This window comes from Glutamicibacter sp. NPDC087673 (assembly GCF_044743255.1).
Lineage (GTDB): Bacteria > Actinomycetota > Actinomycetes > Actinomycetales > Micrococcaceae > Glutamicibacter.
Map to the genome: position 1 here is coordinate 861,918 of NZ_JBIUWB010000001.1, position 22,816 is coordinate 884,733.

General features: G+C 62.5%; 20 protein-coding genes and 1 riboswitch. Of the genes, 11 read left to right on the forward strand and 9 right to left on the reverse strand.

The window, feature by feature from the left end; translation table 11 throughout:
• Positions 1-80 precede the first annotated feature (80 nt).
• The 8 genes from ACIOTL_RS04060 to ACIOTL_RS04095 all read left to right on the forward strand — a co-directional run bounded on the left by ACIOTL_RS04060 (position 81) and on the right by ACIOTL_RS04095 (position 6,001).
• A complete protein-coding gene (locus tag ACIOTL_RS04060; protein ID WP_400341862.1) occupies positions 81-779 on the forward strand; it encodes a dienelactone hydrolase family protein in 699 nt (232 codons plus the stop codon).
• 54 nt (positions 780-833) lie between these two features.
• Complete coding sequence (locus ACIOTL_RS04065) at positions 834-1,265, forward strand: universal stress protein (RefSeq protein WP_038992696.1); 432 nt, start codon at positions 834-836, stop codon at positions 1,263-1,265.
• Positions 1,266-1,353: 88 nt separating this feature from the next.
• Complete coding sequence (locus tag ACIOTL_RS04070; RefSeq protein WP_388024706.1) at positions 1,354-2,070, forward strand: LysR substrate-binding domain-containing protein; 717 nt, start codon at positions 1,354-1,356, stop codon at positions 2,068-2,070.
• Between the two features lie 42 nt (positions 2,071-2,112).
• The gene (locus ACIOTL_RS04075; protein WP_105662190.1) at positions 2,113-2,901 is read left to right on the forward strand and encodes an enoyl-CoA hydratase/isomerase family protein; all 789 of its coding nucleotides are present in this window, start codon (positions 2,113-2,115) and stop codon (positions 2,899-2,901) included.
• Positions 2,902-2,915: 14 nt separating this feature from the next.
• Positions 2,916-3,581 carry an alpha/beta hydrolase gene (locus ACIOTL_RS04080; RefSeq protein WP_332503170.1) on the forward strand — a complete coding sequence of 222 codons (666 nt, stop codon included), beginning with the start codon at positions 2,916-2,918 and terminating at the stop codon, positions 3,579-3,581.
• 9 nt (positions 3,582-3,590) lie between these two features.
• Positions 3,591-4,490 carry a PfkB family carbohydrate kinase gene (locus ACIOTL_RS04085; protein ID WP_359189306.1) on the forward strand — a complete coding sequence of 300 codons (900 nt, stop codon included), beginning with the start codon at positions 3,591-3,593 and terminating at the stop codon, positions 4,488-4,490.
• Positions 4,491-5,285: an HAD family hydrolase gene (locus tag ACIOTL_RS04090; protein WP_400341865.1), complete on the forward strand. Its 795-nt coding sequence runs from the start codon at positions 4,491-4,493 to the stop codon at positions 5,283-5,285.
• Positions 5,282-6,001, forward strand: coding sequence for a glycerophosphodiester phosphodiesterase family protein (locus ACIOTL_RS04095; RefSeq protein WP_400341867.1), 720 nt, complete (start codon positions 5,282-5,284; stop codon positions 5,999-6,001). Before ACIOTL_RS04090 ends, ACIOTL_RS04095 begins: the two co-directional genes overlap by 4 nt.
• Positions 6,002-6,010: 9 nt before the next feature.
• Here the strand turns inward: ACIOTL_RS04095 and ACIOTL_RS04100 are convergent, their stop codons facing one another.
• Positions 6,011-6,988 (reverse strand): hypothetical protein, encoded by a 978-nt coding sequence (locus ACIOTL_RS04100; protein WP_332486985.1) that lies wholly within the window; start codon positions 6,986-6,988, stop codon positions 6,011-6,013.
• Between the two features lie 92 nt (positions 6,989-7,080).
• Here ACIOTL_RS04100 and ACIOTL_RS04105 point away from each other — a divergent pair, with 92 nt between their 5' ends.
• Positions 7,081-10,263, forward strand: coding sequence for an HAD-IA family hydrolase (locus ACIOTL_RS04105; RefSeq protein WP_400341869.1), 3,183 nt, complete (start codon positions 7,081-7,083; stop codon positions 10,261-10,263).
• Positions 10,264-10,346: 83 nt separating this feature from the next.
• Here the strand turns inward: ACIOTL_RS04105 and ACIOTL_RS04110 are convergent, their stop codons facing one another.
• The 7 genes from ACIOTL_RS04110 to ACIOTL_RS04140 all read right to left on the reverse strand — a co-directional run bounded on the left by ACIOTL_RS04110 (position 10,347) and on the right by ACIOTL_RS04140 (position 18,172).
• Positions 10,347-11,753: a sugar porter family MFS transporter gene (locus tag ACIOTL_RS04110; protein ID WP_388024699.1), complete on the reverse strand. Its 1,407-nt coding sequence runs from the start codon at positions 11,751-11,753 to the stop codon at positions 10,347-10,349.
• Positions 11,754-11,968: 215 nt separating this feature from the next.
• Positions 11,969-13,252, reverse strand: a complete 1,284-nt coding sequence (locus ACIOTL_RS04115) for a uracil-xanthine permease family protein (RefSeq protein WP_388024698.1) — start codon at positions 13,250-13,252, stop codon at positions 11,969-11,971.
• Between the two features lie 27 nt (positions 13,253-13,279).
• Positions 13,280-14,704 carry a bifunctional hydroxymethylpyrimidine kinase/phosphomethylpyrimidine kinase gene (gene thiD / locus ACIOTL_RS04120; protein WP_105662184.1) on the reverse strand — a complete coding sequence of 475 codons (1,425 nt, stop codon included), beginning with the start codon at positions 14,702-14,704 and terminating at the stop codon, positions 13,280-13,282.
• Positions 14,701-15,342, reverse strand: coding sequence for a thiamine phosphate synthase (thiE, locus tag ACIOTL_RS04125; protein ID WP_400341872.1), 642 nt, complete (start codon positions 15,340-15,342; stop codon positions 14,701-14,703). The genes thiD and thiE overlap by 4 nt, the downstream gene beginning before the upstream one ends.
• Positions 15,335-16,129 carry a hydroxyethylthiazole kinase gene (thiM, locus tag ACIOTL_RS04130; protein WP_134778967.1) on the reverse strand — a complete coding sequence of 265 codons (795 nt, stop codon included), beginning with the start codon at positions 16,127-16,129 and terminating at the stop codon, positions 15,335-15,337. Before thiM ends, thiE begins: the two co-directional genes overlap by 8 nt.
• A riboswitch (TPP riboswitch) is annotated at positions 16,119-16,213 on the reverse strand. (Overlaps the previous gene by 11 nt.)
• Positions 16,214-16,247: 34 nt before the next feature.
• Positions 16,248-16,616 (reverse strand): GntR family transcriptional regulator, encoded by a 369-nt coding sequence (locus tag ACIOTL_RS04135; protein ID WP_388024692.1) that lies wholly within the window; start codon positions 16,614-16,616, stop codon positions 16,248-16,250.
• Positions 16,613-18,172, reverse strand: coding sequence for a hypothetical protein (locus tag ACIOTL_RS04140; RefSeq protein WP_400341875.1), 1,560 nt, complete (start codon positions 18,170-18,172; stop codon positions 16,613-16,615). Before ACIOTL_RS04140 ends, ACIOTL_RS04135 begins: the two co-directional genes overlap by 4 nt.
• 59 nt (positions 18,173-18,231) lie before the next feature.
• On the opposite strand from ACIOTL_RS04140, the gene ACIOTL_RS04145 reads away from it, so the two are divergent.
• Positions 18,232-19,665 carry an aldehyde dehydrogenase family protein gene (locus ACIOTL_RS04145; protein WP_388024688.1) on the forward strand — a complete coding sequence of 478 codons (1,434 nt, stop codon included), beginning with the start codon at positions 18,232-18,234 and terminating at the stop codon, positions 19,663-19,665.
• A gap of 79 nt (positions 19,666-19,744) precedes the next feature.
• Positions 19,745-21,193, forward strand: coding sequence for an amino acid permease (locus ACIOTL_RS04150; RefSeq protein WP_388024687.1), 1,449 nt, complete (start codon positions 19,745-19,747; stop codon positions 21,191-21,193).
• On the opposite strand, the gene pgm is transcribed toward ACIOTL_RS04150, so the two are convergent.
• Complete coding sequence (gene pgm, locus ACIOTL_RS04155; protein WP_400341876.1) at positions 21,190-22,788, reverse strand: phosphoglucomutase (alpha-D-glucose-1,6-bisphosphate-dependent); 1,599 nt, start codon at positions 22,786-22,788, stop codon at positions 21,190-21,192. The two genes, ACIOTL_RS04150 and pgm, sit on opposite strands and share 4 nt — an antisense overlap.
• Between the last annotated feature and the right edge of the window lie 28 nt (positions 22,789-22,816).

The following is a 22,816-nucleotide window of genomic DNA, read 5'->3' on the forward strand; positions in this document are numbered from 1 at the left end:
TTGGCGCAATGTGGGGCAGGTCAATGCCAATGGCGTCCAGACCTGCATAAACTGGAGGCACACGCAGAGCAGGAGGCACCATGGCGGACAAAACCCCGCACCAGAACGTGACTTTCCCTTCTTCAGGCGCGCAAGCGCATGGCTATCTCGCCTTGCCGGAGTTCGGCAAGGGCCCTGGGGTCATCGTGATCCAGGAATGGTGGGGTCTGACCGACCATATCCGCGACGTTGCCGACCGGCTGGCCGCGCAGGGCTTCGTGGCTCTGGCTCCGGACCTCTATGGAGGCTGGATCACCCACGACGGTGAAGAAGCCGGGCAGATGATGTCCCAGCTCCCGGAAGCCGCCGGGGCCCAGCTATTGAGCGGTGCCGTGGACTACCTGCTGGCCAATGAGCACGTCACCAGCGAGAAGCTGGGCGTCATCGGCTTCTGCATGGGTGGCGGTTTCGTGCTGCAGATGGCTGCCCAGCAAGGCGGGAAAATTGCCGCGGCCGTGCCTTTCTATGGCGTCGGTCAGGGTGTGCCCAACGATTTTTCCGGAGTCCGCGCGGCCATCCAGGGCCACTACGCGAACCTGGACCAGATGTACTCGCCGGCTCAGGCGAAGGCTCAGGAAGAGCAGATTCGCCAGGAATCAGGCGCGGAAGTCCAGTACTTCTACTACGACGCCGATCACGCATTCCACAACGACGAGAACCCTGCCGGCAACTACGATCCCGAACAGGCTGCCATCGCATGGCAGCGCGCCGTGGACTTTTTGCAGGCTAAAGTGGCCTAAAGGCCATAAAGTGTTACCCATCACTTAATGCATCACTCATATAAGGAGAACAATATGTCTGAAACCATCATCGTAGGCGTAGACGGTTCCGAAACCGCACAGCGCGCAGCCCGCCGCGCTGCAGAACTCGCCGTCAAGCTCGACGCTGACCTGGTGGTCATCACCGCTCACGCATCGGATAACACCGAGGTCGTTTCCATCGGTTCCGATACCTGGATCCTGGACGACGCAGAGCAGGCCCGCAAGCTGGCCCAGCGCGTAGCCAACGACGTGAAGAACGCTGTGCCAGGCGTCAAGATCACCGCTGCTGCCGGCCACGGCAAGCCAGGTGACGTGCTGATCTCCGACGCCGAGGACCGCAAGGCTTCGATGATCGTTGTCGGCAACGTGGGCATGAAGGGCCTGGGCCGCGTGCTCGGTTCGGTAGCTTCCTCGGTGGCCCACTCGGCACCATGCGACGTTCTGGTCGTCAAGACCGACAAGTAGGCCTCCCCGGCTTGCGCGGACGCAGGCGGGCACCGGTTCACCGGTGCCCGCCTGCGCCATTTAACCCGGCAGAGCGTAGGCTTAACCCGTGCAGAAACTTCGAATCGCCTACGCAACCGGCGTCACCCCCGGCAAATGGATGGACCGCTTCCAGGAACGCTATCCTGCCATCGAGCTGAAAGCCTGGCGCCTGGATGAGGGGGAAATCCTGGATCTGCTGGCCAATGGCGAGGCTGACGCAGTATTCGTGCGCTATCGCGGCGACTCGCCCAAGGACGCAACGCGCCACGTCATCCCGCTTTACGAGGAACTCGAAGTGGTCTGCGCGGGCAAAGACCACGACGTGGAGTACTTCGAAGAATCCGTTCCGCTGGAGACCGTAGAGTCCTTCCCGCAACTCGACTTGGCCGACTACCCGGAATCCGTGGGCGGCATTCCGGTAGCGATGGAAGTTGTCGCTTCCGGCGCCCAGGTGCTGCGCACCACGCAGTCCATTGCCCGGCTCTTCGCCCGCAAGGACGTGGTGGTGCGCTTCATTGACGACGGTTCGCCAACCCAGGTGGGCATCGCCTGGCCTACCGCCACCGAAGACACCGCCTTGCTCGAAGAATTCATCGGCATTGTGCGCGGACGTACCGCCAGCTCCTCGCGCCAGACTTCGGTGCGCAACCAGGAGCAGAAGGCCAAGCGCGTCAATGAGCAGAAGAAGGCCAAGGCGAAAGCCCAAGCCAAGGCAAAACAGCAGGCCAAGAGCTCATCCAAGAAGCCGCAGGGTGCCAAGGCAAAGCCACGCAAGCACCGCTGACAATCCAATACGTGACGCGCGTTACGTGAGAGAGTTAGGGGTATGAAGCAATTCGATACCCTCAGCCTGAGCACCCAGGGCTCGGCCCTCATCCTGACCGTCAACCAGCCGAAGTCGCTGAACGCGTTGGCAAAAGAGGTCGTCAACGACCTTGAAGCCTTCCTGGACTGGTTCGAGGCCACCGGCTATGAATACCGCGGCGTGATCCTCACCGGTGCCGGCGAGAAGTCCTTTGTCGCCGGCGCCAATATCGTGCAGCTGCGCGAAATGGACCCGGCGGCGGCGCTGGCCTACGGGCGCCAGATGCACGCGGTCACCGAACGCCTGGAGAAGCTGCAGGTTCCAGTGATCGCCGCAGTCAACGGCTTCGCCCTGGGCGGCGGCTGCGAACTCGCCCTGGCTTGCGATTTCATCTACGCTTCCGAGACGGCCAGCTTTGGGCAGCCGGAGGTCAACCTCGGGCTGGTGCCCGGCTTTGGCGGCATGGTGCGCCTGCCGCGACGTGTCGGCAACGCGATGGCCCGTGAATTGGTTTTCACCGGCCGCCGCATCAAGTCCGAGGAAGCATTGCGCATTGGCCTGGCCAACCGCGTTGTCCCGGCCGGGGAACTGATTGACCAGGCCGTGGCCACCATCGAGGAGATCGCGAAGGTGGCACCGACGGCCGTTGGCAATGCCAAGGCCGCGATGGTGGACATGGACGCGCTGAACACCCATGACGCCCTGCTGGTTGAAGCACAGTCCTTCCAGCAGGCCTTCGGAACCGCCGACTCGGTGGAAGGCCGTGCCGCCTTCGTCGAAAAGCGCGCCGCGGTCTTCCCGGGCAACTAGCCGGGGCGCCGACCATGCACTACGGGGCGCACCCGGACCAGCAGGTCCAGTTCTACGAGCCGGAACGCACCACCGCTCGCGGAGCGGTGATGATCATCCACGGCGGATACTGGCGTGAAAAGTACACCGCTAGCCTCGGCGTGCCCCTGGCAGAGGATCTCGCCGCCCGCGGGATCCCTGCCTACAACCTCGAATACCGGCGTGGGCCGGGCAGCGCGGCGAAAATGCTGGCCGATGCCCGGCTCGCGCTGGGCCTGGTCAAGGAAGAAGGGCCGATCACGCTGATCGGCCATTCAGCCGGAGCGCAATTGGCCTGCGTGCTGGCCGCCCATGATGCACGGGTCTCCCAGGTGATCAGCCAGGCCGGGGTCCTGGACCTTGAAACGGCGCAGCGCCTGAAGCTCAGCGGCAGCGCAGTGGACGAGATGCTCGCAGGCGCGCCATTGGGCGCCTGCAATCCGGTGGAATTATGGCCAATGCATGCCCGTGTCGTAATCTTTCATGGACGGGACGATGGCGATGTTCCGGTAAGAATTGCCCGTATCGCAGCCCAGAAAGCGGCTGCGCTCGGACAGGAGCACAGCTTCTCGCTGTTCGCGGGCGACCACTACACCTGGATCGATCCGCACAGCAGCCAATGGGCTGCCTGCGTGCGTGCCCTGTCCCCACTGCACTACTGAAGGAGCAGCATGAACCCGACCGTGATCGGCGAGGCCCTCGTTGACGTCCTGGCCTCCGGCATTGCCCCAGCCCAGGAGTTCGTTGGCGGCAGCCCGTTGAACGTCGCGGTTGCGCTCTCCCGCCTGGGGTACCCGGGAACCTTGATTTCCCGCTGGGGCGCCGATGACAAGGGCCGCAAGATCGAGGATTACCTCAAGGACAACAACGTGGCATACCTGGGCGGAGCCGATGACCAGGCCACCGTCATTGCCCATGGCATCCTCGACCCGGCCGGCGGCGCGGCCTTCGCGTTCAACGCCTACTGGCAGATGCCGACCATCGGGCCGGAGCTGGCCCAGGATGCCGAGCTGGTGCACACCGGCTCCATCGCCACCCTGTTCAGCCCCGGAGAACTGCTGCCGCTGCTTTCGGCCGCGCGCACCCATGCCACCATCAGCTACGACCCGAACCTGCGCCCGTCGCTGGTCACCAACCATTCGCAGACCGTGGCCGAGGTCGAGCGATTCGTCGGCCAGGCCGACGTGGTGCGGGTCTCCGGCATCGACCTGAAGTGGCTGTACCCGATGCGCTCGGTCCAGGACTCGGCCCGTGCCTGGCTGGACATGGGTCCGGCGATCGTGGTGTCCACCGCAGGCTCGCGCGGGTCCTGGGGCGTCGTTCGCGCCGGCGACGCCGAATTCACTGCGCCGTCGGTGGAAGTCACCGATACCGTGGGTGCCGGCGATACCTTCACCGCCGCGCTGCTGTGCTGGCTGGCCGAACATGGACTGATTGGCGCGGCCAACCGCGAAAAGCTGAACCAGCTGCAGATTGCGGAGCTTTCGCGAGCCCTGGAATTCGCGGCCCTGGCCGCCGCGGTGACCGTGCAGCGTGCCGGGGCGAACCCGCCACGCCGCGAGGAGCTGTAGATGATCAAGCTGATCGCCTCGGACCTCGACGGCACCATTGTCGCCAAGGACGGCACCATCTCCGAACGCACCCAACGTGCCTTCATCCAAGCCCGCGACGCTGGCATCCAGATCGTCTTTGTCACCGGACGCCCCTTCCGCTGGCTGAGCCCGATCATTGAAGCCTTCGGCGGGATGGGCACGGTCATCTGCTCCAATGGCGCGGTGCTCTACGACCTGGAACAAGACGAAGTGATCTGGTCGCGCACGCTCAGCGCGGCTACCGCGCGGCGGGCGAGCGAAATCATCCTGGAGCTGGAACCGCGCGCGTCCTTCGCTGCCGAGACCACCAAGGGGCTGCACCTGGGTGAAGGCTTTGCCGACCGCCACCACAACTTCGGGGTGCAGACAGTCCTGGATCTGGCTAGCGAGTCAATTGATTCCGAGGGCATCGTGAAATTCCTTGCCCGCTCCCAGCACCTGCCGATAGACAAGTTCTATTCCTCGGTTGAGCCGCAGCTGGCAGAACTGGTATCGGTGACCCACTCCGCCTTCGACGTTTCCCTATTGGAAATGGCGCATGTGGATATCCACAAGGCCACCACGCTGCATGAATACTGCCAGCGCCTGGGAATTGCCGCAGCTGAAGTGATGGCCTTCGGCGACATGCCCAACGACATCGAAATGCTCGAATACGCCGGCCACGGCTACGCGATGTCCTCCGGACACCCCATGGCGCTGGCTTCCGCCCGCTTCCGTGCACCCTCGCTGGCCGATGACGGGGTAGCCCAGGTCATTGAAGGCCTGCTGAAATGACCTACGCCTTTTCGCACCGCGGCGTACGCACGGGCAACGAGGAAAACACGCTGGCAGCCTTCCAGCGCGCCGCAGACCTGGGCATCACCCATCTGGAGTCGGATGTGCACGCCTCCGCCGACGGCACGGTCTACCTGTTCCATGACCAGAGCCTGGACCGGGTAACCGACGCGAGCGGGAATTTCAACGACTTCACCGACGAGCAGCTGGCAACGGTGCGGGCCGGCGGGGAACCGCTGTGCACGCTTGATGAACTGCTCGACGCGTTCCCGCACGCCACACTGAACCTGGACGTCAAGGACGAGCACGTGATCGGCCCGCTGGCCGAGCTCATCGAGCGCAGGAAAGCCCATCGGCAAATTGCCCTCGCGTCCTTCTCCACGGCACGCAGCGCCGCGGTCGGCCACCTGCTTTCCGCTCCGATACGGCGCTCGCCGGGTCAACGGGAAATTGTCGCCATCTGGCTGTGCGCCCACCTGCTGGGCTGGGTTCCCAAGCGGCTGCTGGCAGGCTTCTGGGCGGTCCAGGTGCCGCTGAACCAGGGCATGCTGCCGGTAGCGACCCGTCGATTCATCAAGGCGGTCCACCGAGCCGGCGCCCAGGTGCATGTCTGGGTCATCAACGACGAGCCGACCATGCAGCTGCTGATGGAGCGCAAGGCCGACGCCATCATGAGCGATGACGCGGCCTTGCTGGCCAGGGTTCTGGGCTCTTGAACTGCGGCCCTAGGAGATATCCAGGGTTCCCAAAACGGTCTCGGCGTGCTCCTGCAGTTGCTCGTCGCTGGCATCCAGGAGCAGGCGCAACCAGGTCTCGTGCTGCGACAGCGGCGCAACCAGGCAGGCTGGATTAATCAGGTCGTACAGCTCATCTGCTGAGCCGTAGGCAGAGAACTGGTCCAGGTACGCGAAAAGCACCTTCATCACGCGCTCATCACCGGTATCGCAATCCCACGCTTCGCACATGGCGGCCAGCGGCGTGTTCAGGGATGAGAAGGGGTGAGCCCAGTGCGCGGAGGACAGATTCAGGATGCGGCCGTGGTCTCCGGCTTCGGCAGGAACCACCACCTGCGACAGATCGAAGTTGCCGTGCTCGATGCTCAACGGCACCGCACCGGCATGAAGGGCAGCGGTGGCCCTCCTCAACTCATCGAGATGAGAAACCATCTTGTCCGCCATGGATCCCTCCAGGTACAGCGGGTGTGCCGGGTCCAGGGACACATGCATCATCAGCGCCTGCTCGTACTGCTCGGGCAGGAACTGCGGGTCCACTACGGTGACCCCGGAATCAAAGAATTCTTCCTCGTGGCCCATCAGCGCGACCTGGAAGGAACCGAGCGAGGCCATGGCCAGCTCCCAGTTCTCCACCGAATCGCCCAGATCCGCCAGGGTGTGCCCGAAATCCGGGCTGAGCATGTAGCCGGCGATCCGGTCGATAGCCAGTGGCATCACCACGCGATCGGGCAGCAGCTGGCCGGCAGCGACCGTGGTCGCTGGTTCCGAAGCCAGCCCCGGAGCGTTGGCGCTGAAGATCAGATCTGCGGCACCGGTCTGAACCGCCGCCTGGATCTGGTGCAAATCTGCGGGCCAAAAATCCGGTCCTGCGGTGCGCTGAATGCCATATGCCTCGCACGCAGCATCGATCCACTCGGCGGTTGCCTCACGCCAGTCTTCGCTATTCCATACATCTATCCACTGAGCCACATTCTTATCGTAGTATGTCGAAGCAAGCGCGTTCAGTTGCTACGGTAAGGACTACGGCCAGTAATTCGCTCCTCTTTCGAAGGATTTCGATTGTGAACGCTTTTCGTCCTGAGTACCGACATCGTGATTACAAGGCCGTCCTCTTTGATCTGGATGGCGTGATCACTCCTACCGCGTTGCTGCATCGCAAGGCGTGGGAAGAACTTTTCACCACCTTTTTCGACAAGCACCCGGGCGTGGCCCCATACACTTCCGAGGACTATTTCAACCTGCTTGACGGCCGTCCGCGTTATGACGCGGTGGCGGCCACCCTCGAATCCCGCGGCATCAGCTTGCCCCGCGGGGATGAAAGCGATCTGCCGGGGGAAGGCAGCATTTGCGCGCTGGGCAATATGAAGAACGAAAAGTTCACCCAAGTGCTGCAGCGCGACGGGATCGACCCCTATGCCGGCTCCGTGGCCTACCTGCAACAGGTGCTGGATGCCGGGCTGGACGTCGCGGTGGTGTCCTCCTCGCGCAATGCCAGCGTGGTACTGGCTGCCGCAGGACTGGCCGAGCACTTCCCATTGGTGATGAGCGGCCAGGAAGCTGCTGCGCGCCGGCTGGCGGGCAAACCGGCCCCGGACACGTTCCTGGCTGCCGCCGCCGATCTGGGTTGGCGTCCGGAAGAATGCGCCGTCATCGAGGATGCCACCAGCGGGGTGAGGGCAGCGCGTGCCGGAGGCTTCGGAGTCATCGGCGTGGCCCGCGAAGGCAATGAGGCCGCCTTGCTGGATGCAGGGGCCCATTTTGTGGTTCATGACCTTTCCGAACTGGTCTCCGAGCAAGCAGCCAAGGCCTGGGAAGAGGACTCCTGGTCGCTGTGGCGCGGGAACCAGCGTGACAGCGATGGCGCCGAAGACACCGTTTTCTCCTTGGGCAACGGTTTTCTGGGTGCACGGGCTGCGCAACTGGGTCTGGGGGACCAAGGAGGCGGCACATTCATCAACGGGCTGCATGAGACCTGGGAAATCCGCCATGCCGAGAGCGCCTTCGGGCTGGCCGAAACCGGGCAGACCATGATCAGCGCCCCGGATTTCCGGACCATGCGCGTGTTCATCAATGACGAAGCCCTGGAAGTCGGCCGCACGGAGATGCTGCGTGATGAGCTGCGCCTGGATTTCCTTGACGGGACGCTGACCGCGCACACCCTGTGGCGAACTGCCGAGGGGCACCGGGTAGCCGTCACTGCCCGCTCAATGATTTCCTTCACGGATCGCCACGTGGCGCTGCAGGACGTGCATGTGCGCCTGCTCGATGCTCCGGCGCAGGTGCTGGTCCAGTCTTCGGTCATCGGGTACCGCTCCAGCCGGAAGGTGGCTTCCCCGGAGGAAACCGATGCCGGGGTTCCTGCCGATCCGCGCAAGAGCGAGGAAGCCAGGGCCAACCCGCTGCATCCGGCGGGCACCCACCGCGATGGCGCCCGGCTGGGCATCTCGTACCAGGTCTTCGGATCCGGGATGTCGGTAGCAGCAATGGTGGAGCACGAGGTGGCCACCACTGGCGGAGCGCAGGCGGAGCTGTCCGTGGTCCGCAAGGTGGACGATGACCGCGCGGATGAAGTGATCAGCACCAGGCTGGAAGCCGGGCAAGGCGTGCGCGTCTCCAAGTACGCGGTCTACCACTCCTCGCGGCGCCATCCTGCCCAGGAGATGCTCTTGCGTTCTGAGCGGGCCTTGGAGCACCTGGTGCCGTTGGGGATTGACGAGCACTTCCGCACCCAGCGCCGTTTCATGGCCGACTACTGGGACCGCAGCGATGTGGTGGTGGAGAGCGATGAGCCCGAGCTGCAGCGCAAGATCCGCTGGAACCTGTTCCAGCTCGCCCAAGCTGCCGGACGTGCCGACGGCCTGGGCATCAGCGCCAAGGGCGTGAGCGGCAACGGCTATTCCGGGCACTATTTCTGGGATACCGAAATCTATGTGATGCCGTTCTTGACCTATACGAACCAGCAGTGGGCGCGCAACACGCTCCGCGCCCGGGTCTCGATGATTCCTGCAGCGACCCGGCGGGCGCTGATCATGAACGAGGAAGGCCTGCTCTTCCCATGGCGCACGATTAACGGCGAGGAAGCCAGCGCCTATTATCCGGCTGGCACTGCGCAGTACCATATCAATGCCGACGTGGTGTATTCGCTCAACCGGTACCTCGGGGTCATGGAGGATGACGAGTTCCTGCTGGCCGGCGGCGCCGAAATCCTCGTGGGAACTGCGCGCATGTGGGCCTCGCTGGGGTTCTGGCGTGGCGAGCAGGGCAATGAGCGCTTCCATATCCATGGGGTCACCGGGCCCGATGAGTACACCGCGGTAGTCAACGACAACCTCTACACCAATGTCATGGCGCGCTTCAATTTGCGCCGCAGCGCCCAGCTGCTGGCCGAAATGGCCCAAGAGCATCCGCGCGAGTTCGCGCAACTGGCCAGCAGGCACTCATTGGAAAACGAGGAGATCGCCCTGTGGCTCAAGGCCGCTGATTGCATGCACATCCCGTATTCCGAAACGGTCGGGATCCACCCCCAGGACGAGCACTTCTTGAACCGCGAAGTCTGGGACCTGGTCAATACCGGTGCGGATAAGCGGCCGTTGCTGCTGCACTACCATCCGCTGGTGATCTACCGCTTCCAGGTCATCAAGCAAGCCGACGCGGTGCTGGCTTTGTGGCTGCGTTCCAGCGACTTCACCGCCGAGCAGAAACTTGCGGATTTCAACTACTATGACCCGCTGACTACGGGCGACTCGACACTGTCGGCGACAGTGCAATCGATTCTCGCCGCCGAGGTGGGCTACCGCGATCTTGCCTGGGAGTATTTCGAGCACGCGCTGAACGTGGATCTGGAAAACCTGCATGGCAATACCGCTGACGGCGTGCATGTGGCATCGACCGGTGGCGTCTGGTCGGCGCTGATCTACGGCTTCGCGGGACTGCGCGACGATGACGACCAGCTGCGCTTTGATCCGCGGCTCCCGGAGAAATGGCGGGCCCTGCGCTTCAACCTCGGGTGGCGGGGCATGAGGATTTCCGTGGGCTTGCGGGCTGAAGCCATTGATTTCACCCTGCACGGAGCCTTCTCCCGTCCGATCTGGGTGCGCGGCCAGCAGGTGGATCTGCAGCCGGAGCAGACAGTCAGCGTGGCGCTCGCCGGCCAGGGCCCGACGCTGGAAGGGCGGCCAAGCTTGGAGCATGTGCTCTCGCTGCAAAGCGACGTAGGAGTGGATGTGCCCAACAAGGCCTGGTAAGCATCCGGGCACGCAAAAGGAGGCAGGAACCATCTTGGTGCCTGCCTCCTTTTGCGCAATCCGCAATGCCCTGCGGGTGGTGCCTAGAGGGTCATCTCCTCGAGTTGGCGCCCCTTGGTTTCCTTGACCAGGAAGATCACGAAGATCAGGGAAAGCAGCGCGAAGAATGCGTAGATGCCGTAGGCCAATGCCAAGCCTGCCTCGGCGAGGGCCGGGAAGGTGGTGGAAACGGCGAAGTTGGCGATCCACTGCGCCGAGGCTGCCACTCCGAGTGCCATGGCGCGGATCGAGTTCGGGAAGATCTCGCCGAGCAATACCCATACGGCCGGACCCCAGGTGGCGCCGAAGCCGACCACGAACAGGTTGGCCGAGACCAGGGCGACGATGCCCCAGCTGCCCGGCAGCGACACGGCGCCGTCGATGGTGACCGACTGCGCGAACGCTACCGCCATCATGCCCAGCGACACGGTCATGATGGCCGAGCCGATGGTGAGCAGCAGCTTGCGTCCCAGCACGTCGATCAGCAGCACCGCCACGATCGTTGCCAGCACGTTGGTCGCCGAGGTGATCAGCGAAATCGTGAAGGAATCCGATTCGGCAAAGCCGACGGACTTCCACAGCGTCGTGGAGTAGTAGAAGATCACGTTGATGCCGACGAACTGCTGGAAGACCGAGAGCAGGATGCCGACCCACACCAGCGGGTGGAAGCCGAAGCGGCCCAGCAGGTCCTTGAAGACCTGGCGGCGCTCGATGTGCACGGTGGAGCGGATCTCTTCGATCTTCTTTTCGGTATCCGTGCCGGCGTTCATGCCCATATCGCGGGTCAGCACGGTAGCTGCTTCAACGAAGCGGCCGCGCTCGACCAGGTAGCGGGGAGATTCGGGCAGGCGCAGCGAGAGCAGGCCGTAGAGCACTGCTGGAACCAGCAGCGACAGGTACATCCAGCGCCAGGCCGTCAGGCCGAACAAGCCGACGGCATCCGCCGAGCCCATGACGAAGACCAGCAGCGCGCTGACCAGGAAGGCCACGAAGATGCCCAGCACGATGGCCATCTGCTGCATGGTGCCCAGGCGTCCGCGATGCGCGGCCGGGGAGACCTCGGCAATGTAGGCAGGGGCGATCACCGAGGCGAAGCCCACGCCGATGCCGCCGACAATGCGCCAGATGATCAGGTCGGTTACGCCGAAGCACAGGCCGCAGCCGATGGCTGATGCTGCCAGGAGGATGGAGGCGAAGAGCATGGTGCGCACGCGTCCCACGCGTTCGGAGACCACACCCGCTATCCAAGCTCCCAGTGCTGCGCCGAGCAGGGCGCAGGAAACGGAGAATCCGATGGTTACCGCGTTGAGCCCGAATTCGTGCTCGACAGCGTCCACGGTGCCGTTAACGATTGATGAGTCATATCCGAAAACGAACCCACCCAATGCCGCCCCGAGGGCGATGAAGATGAGTCGCGCGGAGAGTTTTCCGTCTGATGTAGTCGCAGTCACAATGAGCCATGCTATCGGATTCGAGAGCCGCAGAATCCCGATTTCCCGATTTTTTATGGGAGATCGATCACAAATTGGAAGGAGTCCTTACTTCAAGACCGGGGGAGGCCCAGTGCGCGTCGCCGGTTCATGACTGGCCAGCTCCCGAATTCTTGGCAAAAAAGCAGGCCGGCATTGCGAGTTATCGCGATGCCGGCCTGCGGGGAATTTATTTGCTAGCTATCCGCAGGCTTCTGCGAGTCCGCCAAATCGTTGCCGCGCATCTTGGCGACGATACTCATCAGGTGGAAGACCACCAAGGTGGCGATCGAGCCCAGGGCGATGCCGCCCAGCTGGAGCTGGCCGAAAGCGATTTCCTTGGTCACCGCAATGGCGATAATCAGGCCGGTGCCGGCGGTCATCAAGTTGATCGGGTTGCCGAAATCCACCTTCGCCTCGATCCACAGGCGCGCGCCGACGATGCCGATCATGCCGTAGAGCACGATGCCCAAGCCGCCGATCACGCCTTCTGGAATGGTGCCGATCAATGCGCCGAACTTCGGCAGGAAGGCCAGGGCCACGGCCACAATCGCAGCGATCCAATAGGCCGCGGTCGAGTACACGCGCGAAGCGGCCATCACGCCGATGTTCTCGGCATAGGTGGTCGTGGCCGAACCGCCGCCGAAACCGGCGAGCACGCTGGCAGCGCCATCGGCCATCAGCGCACGGCCGTTGAACTTCGACAGGTCGCGATTGGTCATCACGCCCACGGTGCGCACATGGCCGATGTTCTCGGCGATCAGCACGAACACCGCAGGCAGGAACATCAGCGCAGTGTCGAAGTGGAAGGTCGGGGTGTGGAATTCTGGCAGTCCGATCCACTCTGCGGCAGCAACCGCCTTGAAGCTCACCTGCCCCTGGGCCAGTGCAACAAGGTAGCCGCAAAGAAGTCCCATGAGGATCGACAGCCGGCCCAGCAGGCCCTTGAACGCAACGGTCGCGACCACGGTAAAGATCACCGTGAGGAAAGTGGTCAGCGGGAACTCGGTCATGGGAACCAGCGTTGCGCTGGCCAAATTCAGGCCGATGAGCGCCACGATGGTGCCCATGACCACCGGCGGCATCAGGGCGTGGATCCAGCCGGTGCCGGTCTTCTGCACGATCAGCCCGACAACGAACAGCAAGGCCCCGGTCATCACGATGCCGCCCAGCGCGCCGGACATGTTGTGCGACTGGGTGGTCGAGAGGACCGGGGCAATCATCGCAAAGGACGAGCCGAGGTAGCTGGGCACCTTGTTCCTGGTCATCAGCAAGAAGATGACGGTGGCCAGGCCGGTGAACAGCAAGGTCGTGGTGACCGGGAAGCCGGTGATGGTTGGCACCAGGATGCTGGCGCCGAACATCGCCAGGATGTGCTGGGCTCCGATGGAAACGGTCTGCGGCCAATGCAGCCGCTCATCCGGGGCAACTACCTCACCTGGGGTGATGGTCCTGCCGTTGCCGTGAATGCTCCAACTCATGATTCCTCTTCCCGGGCCCTGCGGGTTTTAGGCCGTAGAGAAGTCTACTCGGTTCTCGTGCGCCTGCGCGAAGAAAGAGCGCTCATGTTCCGCGGAGCGGATGAAAGCGGCCTCCATGCGGGCCCGCAGCTGCGGATCTGCCTGCTCGAACGCCTGGCGGACCATTTCGATGGCCTGCTCGGTGGCGGAATCGAATTCCTCGGATGCATAGGTTTCCAGCCATTGCCGATAAGGATGCTCGGCATGGTTGGCTGCCGCCAGCCGCTTGCCGATGTCCTGGTACAGCCAGTAGCAAGGCAGGATCGCGGCAATCAGCTCCCCGTAGCTCTCCTGGCTGGCGGCCAGGTGGTTGGTGTAGTTCAGCGTGGTGGCGCTGGGCGTATCAGCGAACTCATCCAGGTAGCTGCCGTGCAGCTGCAGCTCGCCATCGAGGATGCCGTTGGCGCCACGCGACCAGAAACGCTGGGCACCGAGATCCGGCGCCATCGAGCTGGCTAGCGAAAGCACCTTGGCGTAACGCAGCAGATACAGCGCATCCTGGGCGATGTAGTAGTGGAAGTCATCCCGGTCCAAGGTGCCCTCGGATAGCCGGGTGATGAAATCCAGCTGGTCGATTTCCTCGCGGATCGGCTGGATCTTCTGCCACCAGTCGCCCATGGGATCTGCCGTGCCGAAGAAGTCGATGAAGTGGTTGACCGGGCCGTGGCCGCTGCCCACCTGCAATTGGTCGGCCGCTGCGATGGCCTTGGAGAGGTAGGACTTGGACTGCTCCAACGCGGCGATCCAGTCTCCAGTGGCAGCGAAGCGGGTAGCCAGAGTGCTGGAAAGGGTGCAGCCGGTGCCGTGGGTGTTCCTGGTGGCATGGCGCGGTCCGTGCAGCTCCAGCTGCACCCCGCCCGCCGACACCAGGGCATCGGGGCAATCCGCCCCGGCCAGGTGCCCGCCCTTGGCCAGCACCAGCGTGCCGTGCTTGGCAGCCAGCCGCTGGGCCTGGCGCAGGGCTTCGTCCCAGGAAGGGGCCACAGGCTCGCGCAGCAAGCTGGCCAGCTCCAGCAGGTTCGGGGTAATCACCGTGGCGCGATCCAGCAGCGAATCAAGGGCCGATTCGTCGTCGAGCAGGCGATCCCCGCTGGTCGCCACCATGACCGGGTCCAGCACGACGGGGGCGTCAACAGTTTCCAGCCAGCTGGTGACTGCGCGGATCACCTCGGCGTTGGCCAGCATCCCGATCTTGATCGCATCGATGCGGATATCTGTACTCACGGCTTCGAGCTGCGCGAGGACGAAATCGCCGCTGATCGCCTGAACTCCGGATACCCCATGGGTGTTTTGCGCAGTCAAAGCGGTGATCACGCACATTCCGTAGCCGCCGTTGGCGGCAATGGCCTTCAGATCCGCTTGGATTCCGGCGCCGCCGGAAGGATCGGAGCCTGCGATGGATAGGATGTTCATTTCGAGGCCTCCCAGGCTGCGACCAGCTGCGCGCTGGCAAGTTGCGGATCTTCGGCGTTGCAGATGGCGCGGACCACGGCCAGGCCTGCGCCGCCGCCGGCGCGGATCGCGGCGGCATCGTCTTGGGTAATTGCGCCGATCGCTACGCAGGGCAGCTTGGCCAAGGCAGCGGCTCGCGCAAAGCCGTCCAACCCCAGGGGAGCAGGATGGTCTTTTTTCGTCGGAGTGGCGCGGATGGCTCCTACACCGAGGTAGTCGATCACCGAGGCGTCCTTGTTCGCCTGGGCCAGCTGCTCATCGCTGGAAGCACTCAAGCCGATGATGCCCTCGCCGATGATCTGGCGAGCCAGCTGTACCGGCACATCTTTTTGCCCGATATGGATGCCGTTCACTGCTGCGCCAGCAGCCCGTGCCGCGAGGTAGACGTCAATGCGGTCATTGATCAGCAACTGGGCTTTGCCCTCGGTGAGCTTGGCAGCCGCGCAGGCCAGCTCGACGAATTCCCGGGCGCTTTCATCCTTGGCGCGCAGCTGGATCCACCCGATCCCTCCGGCGACGGCTCCCTCGATAACTTCCAGGGTGCTGCGTGGGGTGCAGCTGGCAGTGTTGGCTACTAGATAAGCGCCGTAATTATGCATGGTTCAATTCCTCGTACTTCAAAGTTTTCAGTTCCCGGGGATCGGCAGCCGACAGCGCATCAAGGAAGGCAACTGCGAAGCTGCCCGGACCGGAGCTGCCAGCCAGGGCCTTTTCCGCGGCCAGGCCATAGAAACCGTGGGCTGCGATGGTGGCCTCGAACGGGTCATCGTGGACCGCAACCATCCCGGCGCAGACCGCGCCCAAGGCGCAGCCGCCACCTGTCATCCGGGTCAAGCCAATTCCGTTGGTATGCACCAAGACGGTACGCGTGGCGTCGATGATGGCGTCAGCCTGGCCGGAAATGGCCACTACGCAGTCGTGCTCCGTGGCCAGTTCGCGTCCCGCCGCCAAGGCGGCAGAAACCTCATCCAAGGCATCGACACCGCGCGAAGCAGATTGCCGGCCGGCCAGAGCCAGGATTTCCGAGGCGTTGCCTCGAATCAGGGTCGGGCGTTGCCGGACAATGCGCCGGGCAAACTCCGTGCGCACCGGAAGCGCTCCCACTGCCACTGGATCCAGGACCCACGGGGTGCCTGCAGCGCTCGCCGACTGCACAGCTTCTTCCATGGCGGTCAGCTGTTCAGTGCTTGGAGTTCCCAAATTCACCAATACGGCTGACGCTGCCTGCGCGAATGGACCGGCCTCTCCGGGCAGATCCGTCATGGCCGGAGAAGCCCCGGATGCCAGCAGGGCATTGGCAGTGAAATTGGATACGACGGTATTGGTCAGGCAAAAAACCAAAGGTGATTGTTGCCGGTATTTTTGGGCAACTGCATGCAAAGCCATGCGACATCCCTCCGCTAGCGTGAACTAGATCAGGTTCTACGGGTCTTATCTCAGTCGGTTGATCCGACACCCCGTGTCACTGCCATAGAGCGTACGCACAACCGGTTCCGAGGACAAGTTACTTACGCTCGCGCCGCGCCACCAAGGCCTTGAGCGTGGCCGCATCCACCTTCTGCGCGGCCGCCAGCGCCCAGAGGCGATCCACGGCGGCCAGCAGATCTTCCCTGGTGTCCACCGGCTGCGGCCGCTCGTTGACCACTGTGCCGGCCCGGCGCCGGGAGGTGATCAGCTCTTCGGCTTCCAGCTCCTTGTAGGCGCGCGCCACTGTACCGACAGCGACGCCGAGGTCCGTGGCCAGCGCACGCACAGTAGGCAGCTTGCTCCCCGAGGGCAGATCTCCCAAGGAGATCAGTGAAGCAATCTGCGAGCGGATCTGCTCATAGGGCGGGGTAGCTGCTTGGAGGTCAACACTGATCTGCGTGCTCATGAAGTAGCTGCCGGCTGATGTTCCCGCACGAAGGCGCTACCGGGGCGCTCTAGGAAAATGACTGCTGGGACAACGAAGATGAGCAATGCAAAGAGTCCCAGCCCGGCCGGGAATCCGTAGCCAATGAGCAGCATGGCTACCACTGCACTGGTGTTAACACGCATTGAACGCAGTTCCAGGACCTTGCGGTACCAGATTTCTTCGGCCGACGAGACAGCCCAGGGAATAATTGCCCGGCGGGAGAACCAGACGAATCCAAGATGGGTTGCCAGCAACAGCAGGATCAAGCCTGCAACCATTGTCTTGCCTGGAGGCACGAAGCCCCACAAATAGTCCAGCGGCGGATCGAGCAGAAAATAGGTGCTGGTGGCAAACAGCAAGCCAGCGGCGATGTAGGACCACAAGGGCAGGGGCGCGTGGTACTTGGGTGCTGCAGACGCCTGCCGGGCCACCGTGCTGACGTAGCTGAGATAAAGCGCATTGAGAACGGCATAGCTCAAAGCCGCACCGGCAAAGATCATTAAGATCCACGTAGTTCGCTCATTGGTAGGCATCTGGAGCTCGTCATCCAGTGGCAAGAATGACCAGCCGATTGCAACGCTGAGCAAGGTGAGTGCTGCAGTTACGTATTGCAAGGTGAATAGTTGATCACGCAAACGCGAGAAGGCGGTCCGTTCCCTGGTGGTGGATTGAGCTGAGAATGTAGAGCGCGGTCCCCAGAAGAGCAACGTGAGGGCGACCGCAAGGGCGCCATAGCTAACGAACTCGTACTGTCCATCCGGCGAATTAGCCTGCGAGTAATTGACCACCGACACGGTGAAAGCCAGCAAGACGATGCCGATATTGCGCATCAAGCGGTTGAGCCAGACCGTGCGCAACGCTTGGTTGTCTTCGACCGAGATGCCGGCCAAGGCAGGTCTTTTCAGGATAACTACGGTAATCACAGCCGCGGCCACGATGATCCCTGCCAGGGCCACGATGAATACCGGGAGCATCTGTGTGCCCGGCAACCGCCCATCATACGGACCCTCCGACGTGTATGAATGGATGCCGTCAAAATCAAAGGTCGTGAATTCCGAGGCCGGAACGCCAACGAGCCCTTCGACTTTGGAGGCCGGCCACAGGGAGCCGACTGCGATCAGCAGCAAAAGCCCAACGAAAGCCCCTAGGGCCTTGGGAAATGGAGTTGTCAGGCTGCGGGCCTCTAATGAAGCGGTGCGCACGGGCTGGAGTTCCTTGGGCCAAGTGAACAAGCCGATGAGGTATACCAGAAGAACCCAGATCCCCGGAGTGAGTGCTTCAGCGATAGCCGAACCTGAATTGGTTTCGGTCATTGAAACGCGCCAGGTCTCGGACAAATCCCATGAGGTTGAAGCAAAGAATGCGATCAATGCGCACCAGAACGAGTGGGATCGGGCCCGGTCGATAGCTGGTGTTCCACGCCTGTGCGCCACCGAACGCAACCAAACGCAGATGATTGCGGCAACGAAAGCGATGGATATGGCGCTCGCCGAGAACTGGTTCATGGACATCAATGTATCAACTATTTGATACATATTGAATCCTCTGGCGAATTAAACGATGAAAAATAGTCCCAGTGACGTACGCTCAAATCATGGGTCTGTTTACTTCCACTCCGTTGCCCGAACCGGTCGGTGATTCCGCACCTCCGGTGGACGAGCATCCATCGCGCATAGCAACAGTTCTGAGTCATTTGCGGCGTTCTGCGGACACGCGGATCACGCATCCGCGACGCTTCCGCCTGCAGCAGCTCAAGGCACTGGAGAAGATGCTGGAAGAGCATCTGGAAGACTTCGTCCAGGCCTTGGCCGAGGACTTGGGCAAGAGTGCCACCGAAGCCAAATTCTCCGAAATCGACGTGGTGCGCGCGGAAATAGATTTCGCCCAGCGCCACCTCGTTGAGTGGATGGATTCCACCAGTGTCAAGGTTCCGCTGGCCTTGCAGCCAGCCATGGCCAAGGTCGAGCCGCGCCCGCTGGGGGTCGTGCTGATTATCGGAGCCTGGAACTATCCGGTTCAGCTGGTGCTCGCACCGCTGGTCGCGGCCATTGCTGCCGGCAACGCTGCGGTCATCAAGCCATCCGAGCTGGCTCCTGCGACCTCAGGCGCCTTGGCCAAGTTCCTCCCGGTCTACCTCGACGAACGGGTTTACGCGGTAGTTGAAGGCGGCGTGGATACCTCCACGGAGTTGCTTGCCGCCCGCTGGGACCACATTTTCTACACCGGCGGCGAACGCGTGGCCAAGATCGTGGCTGCCGCGGCCGCGAAGCATCTGACGCCTACCACCTTGGAATTGGGCGGAAAATCGCCGGCCGTGGTGGAGAACGATTCGTTGGCTTCCGCGAAGCGCTTGGCTTACGCCAAGTTCATGAATGCCGGCCAGACCTGCGTGGCGCCGGATTACGTATTGAGCGTGGGCGACTCGTCTGAGCTCATCAGGCGCCTGGGCCAGGCCATCTCCAGCTTCTACGGCAAGGAACCGCTCACCCATCCGGACTTTGGCCGCATCGTCAGCCGCAAGCACTTTGAGCGGCTGCTGTCGATGTTCGAGCAAGGCGAGGTGGTTTTCGGCGGCGAGTACGACGAGGATACCCTGCGCATAGCGCCGAGCATCATGCGCAATGTGGACCTCGAGGGAAGTTTGATGACCGAAGAGATTTTCGGTCCGATCCTGCCGGTGATCGAGGTGGAAACCTTCGAGGAAGCACTCGAATTCATTGCCCGGCGGCCGTCGCCGCTGGCCGCTTACCTGATGAGCGAAAGCCCGCGCCTGCAGTCGATTTTCTCTGACCGGGTGCGAGCCGGCTCCATTGTGCATAATGCTCCGTTGGCCCAGATGATCGTTCCAACCCTGCCTTTCGGCGGCGTGGGACCGAGCGGAATGGGGGCCTACCACGGCAAGCACGGGTTCGAACGGCTTTCGCAGATGCGCTCGGAATTCAACAAAACAACCGTCGTTGATACCCTGAGCGCGATATATCCTCCATATTCATGGGCCAAGCGAAAGATTATTGATCGCTTACTGTAGCGCGGTTCATAGCTTTATGGCTTGTCAGGGTGCTTGGATTGATAGGTTGGAAATTTTCAAGCATCAGGAGATGTAACGCATGACTGAGCCCGCACCGTCCCAGGACGGTCTGAAGCGTGGCCTCAAAGCTCGCCATATGCAGATGATTGCCATTGGCGGCTCGATTGGTACCGGACTATTCGTCGCGTCCGGCGGCACCATTGCCCAAGCTGGCCCCGGTGGCTCGCTGGTGGCCTACGCGCTGATCGGCATGATGGTGCTGCTCCTGATGCAGTCGTTGGGAGAAATGAGCGCCCGGCTTCCGGTCGCCGGTTCCTTCCAGACCTACGCAACGGTCTTCGTGAATCGCCACTTCGGCTTCGCGATCGGCTGGAACTACTGGTTCAACTGGGCCATTACCGTGGCTGCCGAGCTGGTGGCAGCTGGCATCATCATGTCCTACTGGTTCCCTGATGCCCCGGGATGGATCTGGGCGGCCATCTTCCTGGTGCTGCTCACCGGATTGAATGCGCTGTCCGCCAAGGCCTTTGGCGAGGGTGAATACTGGTTGGCCGCGATCAAGGTCATCACCGTGGTGGTCTTCTTGATCTGCGGTGTCGCGATGATCTTCGGCATCCTGGGCGACTCCACCCCTGGCTTCAGCAATTGGACCGATGGCGAAGCGCCATTTGTTGGCGGCTGGCTGTCCATCGTATCGGTCTTCATGATCGCCGGTTTCTCCTTCCAGGGAACCGAACTGATCGGCGTGGCCGCCGGTGAAGCCGAGAACCCCCAGCGCGATATCCCACGCGCCATCAAGGCGATCTTCTGGCGCATCATGCTCTTCTACATCGGCGCGATCTTCGTCATTGGCATGCTGATCCCGTATGTGGATCCATCCCTGCTCTCTTCCGAGGCATCGGATATCACCACCTCGCCATTCACCCTGGTCTTCGAGCGTGCGGGCGTAGCATTCGCCGCGGCACTGATGAATGCGGTGATCCTGTCGGCCATCCTCTCCGCAGGCAACTCCGGTCTATATGCCTCTGCGCGCATGCTTTATTCGATGGCGTTGGACGGCAAGGCTCCAAAGATCTTCGCCCGCTTGAACAAGCGCGGCGTGCCCATGCCGGCAATGCTGCTAACCGCCTCGGTAGGCCTTTTCGGCTTCCTTACCGCGATTGTCGGCCAGGGTTCGGCATATACCTGGTTGCTGAACGTTTCGGGTCTCTCCGGCTTCATTGCCTGGGTGGGTATCGCGGTGTGCCACTACAAGTTCCGCAAGGCATATATTGCCAGCGGGCAGGATCTCGCGAACCTGCCGTACAAGGCGCCACTGTTCCCGCTGGGACCGATCCTGGCTTTCGTGATCCTGATCGTGGTGATCGTCGGCCAGAACTACCAGGCGATCGTGGATGGAAACTTGCTGCAGATGGCTTCGAGCTACATCGGCCTGCCGATCTTCCTGCTGCTCTGGCTGGGCCACTGGCTGGCTACCCGCAAGCAGCCAGCCGTGGCCATCGATCCATGGACCGCGAAGCTGAACTAGCCAGCTAGCGCAGCATCAACAATCACCCGAGCTTCAGCCAGCACCTGCTGCAGATGCTCGGGTGATTTTGTTGATTCTGCATAGATCTTGTAGATGTCTTCTGTGCCCGATGGGCGCGCGGCAAACCATGCGTGCTCGCTGGAAACCTTCAAGCCGCCAATGGGGAAGCCGGCCGCTTGCGTGGCCTTGGCGGTAATCGGATCCGATGCCAGTTCGGTAGCGGTGACCATCGATGGATCCAGCTTGCCCAGTACGGCCTTCTGCTCGCGGTTTGCGGGCGCGTCAAAGCGGTCGTAGAAGCTGGGGCCGTGGCGCTCTACCAGTTCGGCATGCAGCTGGCTGGGGCTCTTGCCGGTTACTGCGCGGATCTCGCTGGCCAGCAGGGCCAGCATCAGGCCGTCCTTGTCGGTGCTGAACGCCTTGCCGGAGAAGTCCAAGAAGCTCGCGCCGGCCGATTCCTCCCCGCAAAAAGCGACCCTGCCGGAAGCCAGCGGTTCAACGAAGTACTTGAAGCCCACCGGTACCTCGCGCAGGGTCCGGCCGTGGGAAGCCACCACCTTGTCGATGAGCACCGAGGAGACCAGGGTCTTGCCGATCTGGGCATCAGCCGGCCACTGCGGACGGTGGGTGAGCAGGTAGTCGATGGCCACGGCCAGGAAATGGTTCGGATTCATCAGGCCGGCATCCGGGGTGACAATGCCGTGGCGGTCAGCATCGGCATCGTTGCCGGTCGCGATGTCGTACTTCTCGCGATTGGCCACGAGGGAGGCCATCGCATGGGCGGAGGAGCAATCCATGCGGATCTTCCCGTCCTTGTCCAAGGTCATGAAGCCGAAGCGCGGATCCACGGACTCGTTGACCACTTCGAGGTTCAGGCCGTATCGGCGGCCGATTTCGCCCCAGTAGTGCACCGAAGCCCCGCCCAGCGGATCTGCGCCAATGGAAATGCCGGACTCGGCGATGGCCTTGAAGTCGATGACTTCAGCCAAATTGGCGATGTACAGTTCGCGGAAGTCGAAGGGCCGGGCATTCGGCTCGCCGCGCTTGACCGCTCCGCTGGCCAGCAATTCGTTGGCCCGTGCAGCGATGGGTCCGGTGATTCCGGATTCTGCCGGTCCGCCATGCGGCGGGTTGTACTTGATGCCGCCGTCGGTTGGCGGGTTGTGCGATGGGGTGATGATCAGGCCATCGGCCTGTTCGCCGCCGCTAGCGTTATGTACCAGGATTGCGTGGCTGACCGCTGGAGTGGGAGTCAGTCCGTCATCGGCGAGCACGGTGACGCCGTTGCCTGCCAAAACTTCAAGGGCGGTGCGGTATGCGGGCGCGGAGAGTGCGTGGCTGTCCTTGCCCACGTACATCGGGCCGGTGATCCCCGCACCGTTGCGGTAGTCGACCACGGCCTGGGTGATCGCAGCGATATGCGTTTCATTGAAAGTGGTGTTCAGGGAGCTTCCGCGATGTCCCGAGGTGCCGAAAACGACGGCCTGGTCGGGGTTGCCGCTGGAAGGAACCAGGGTGCTGTAGGCATCGAGTACCTCCTGCAAATTGATCAGGTCTGATTCTTGGGCTGGCTGGCCAGCTCGGAGGTGTGCCACAGATTGCCTTTCAGATTGATGCGCTTAT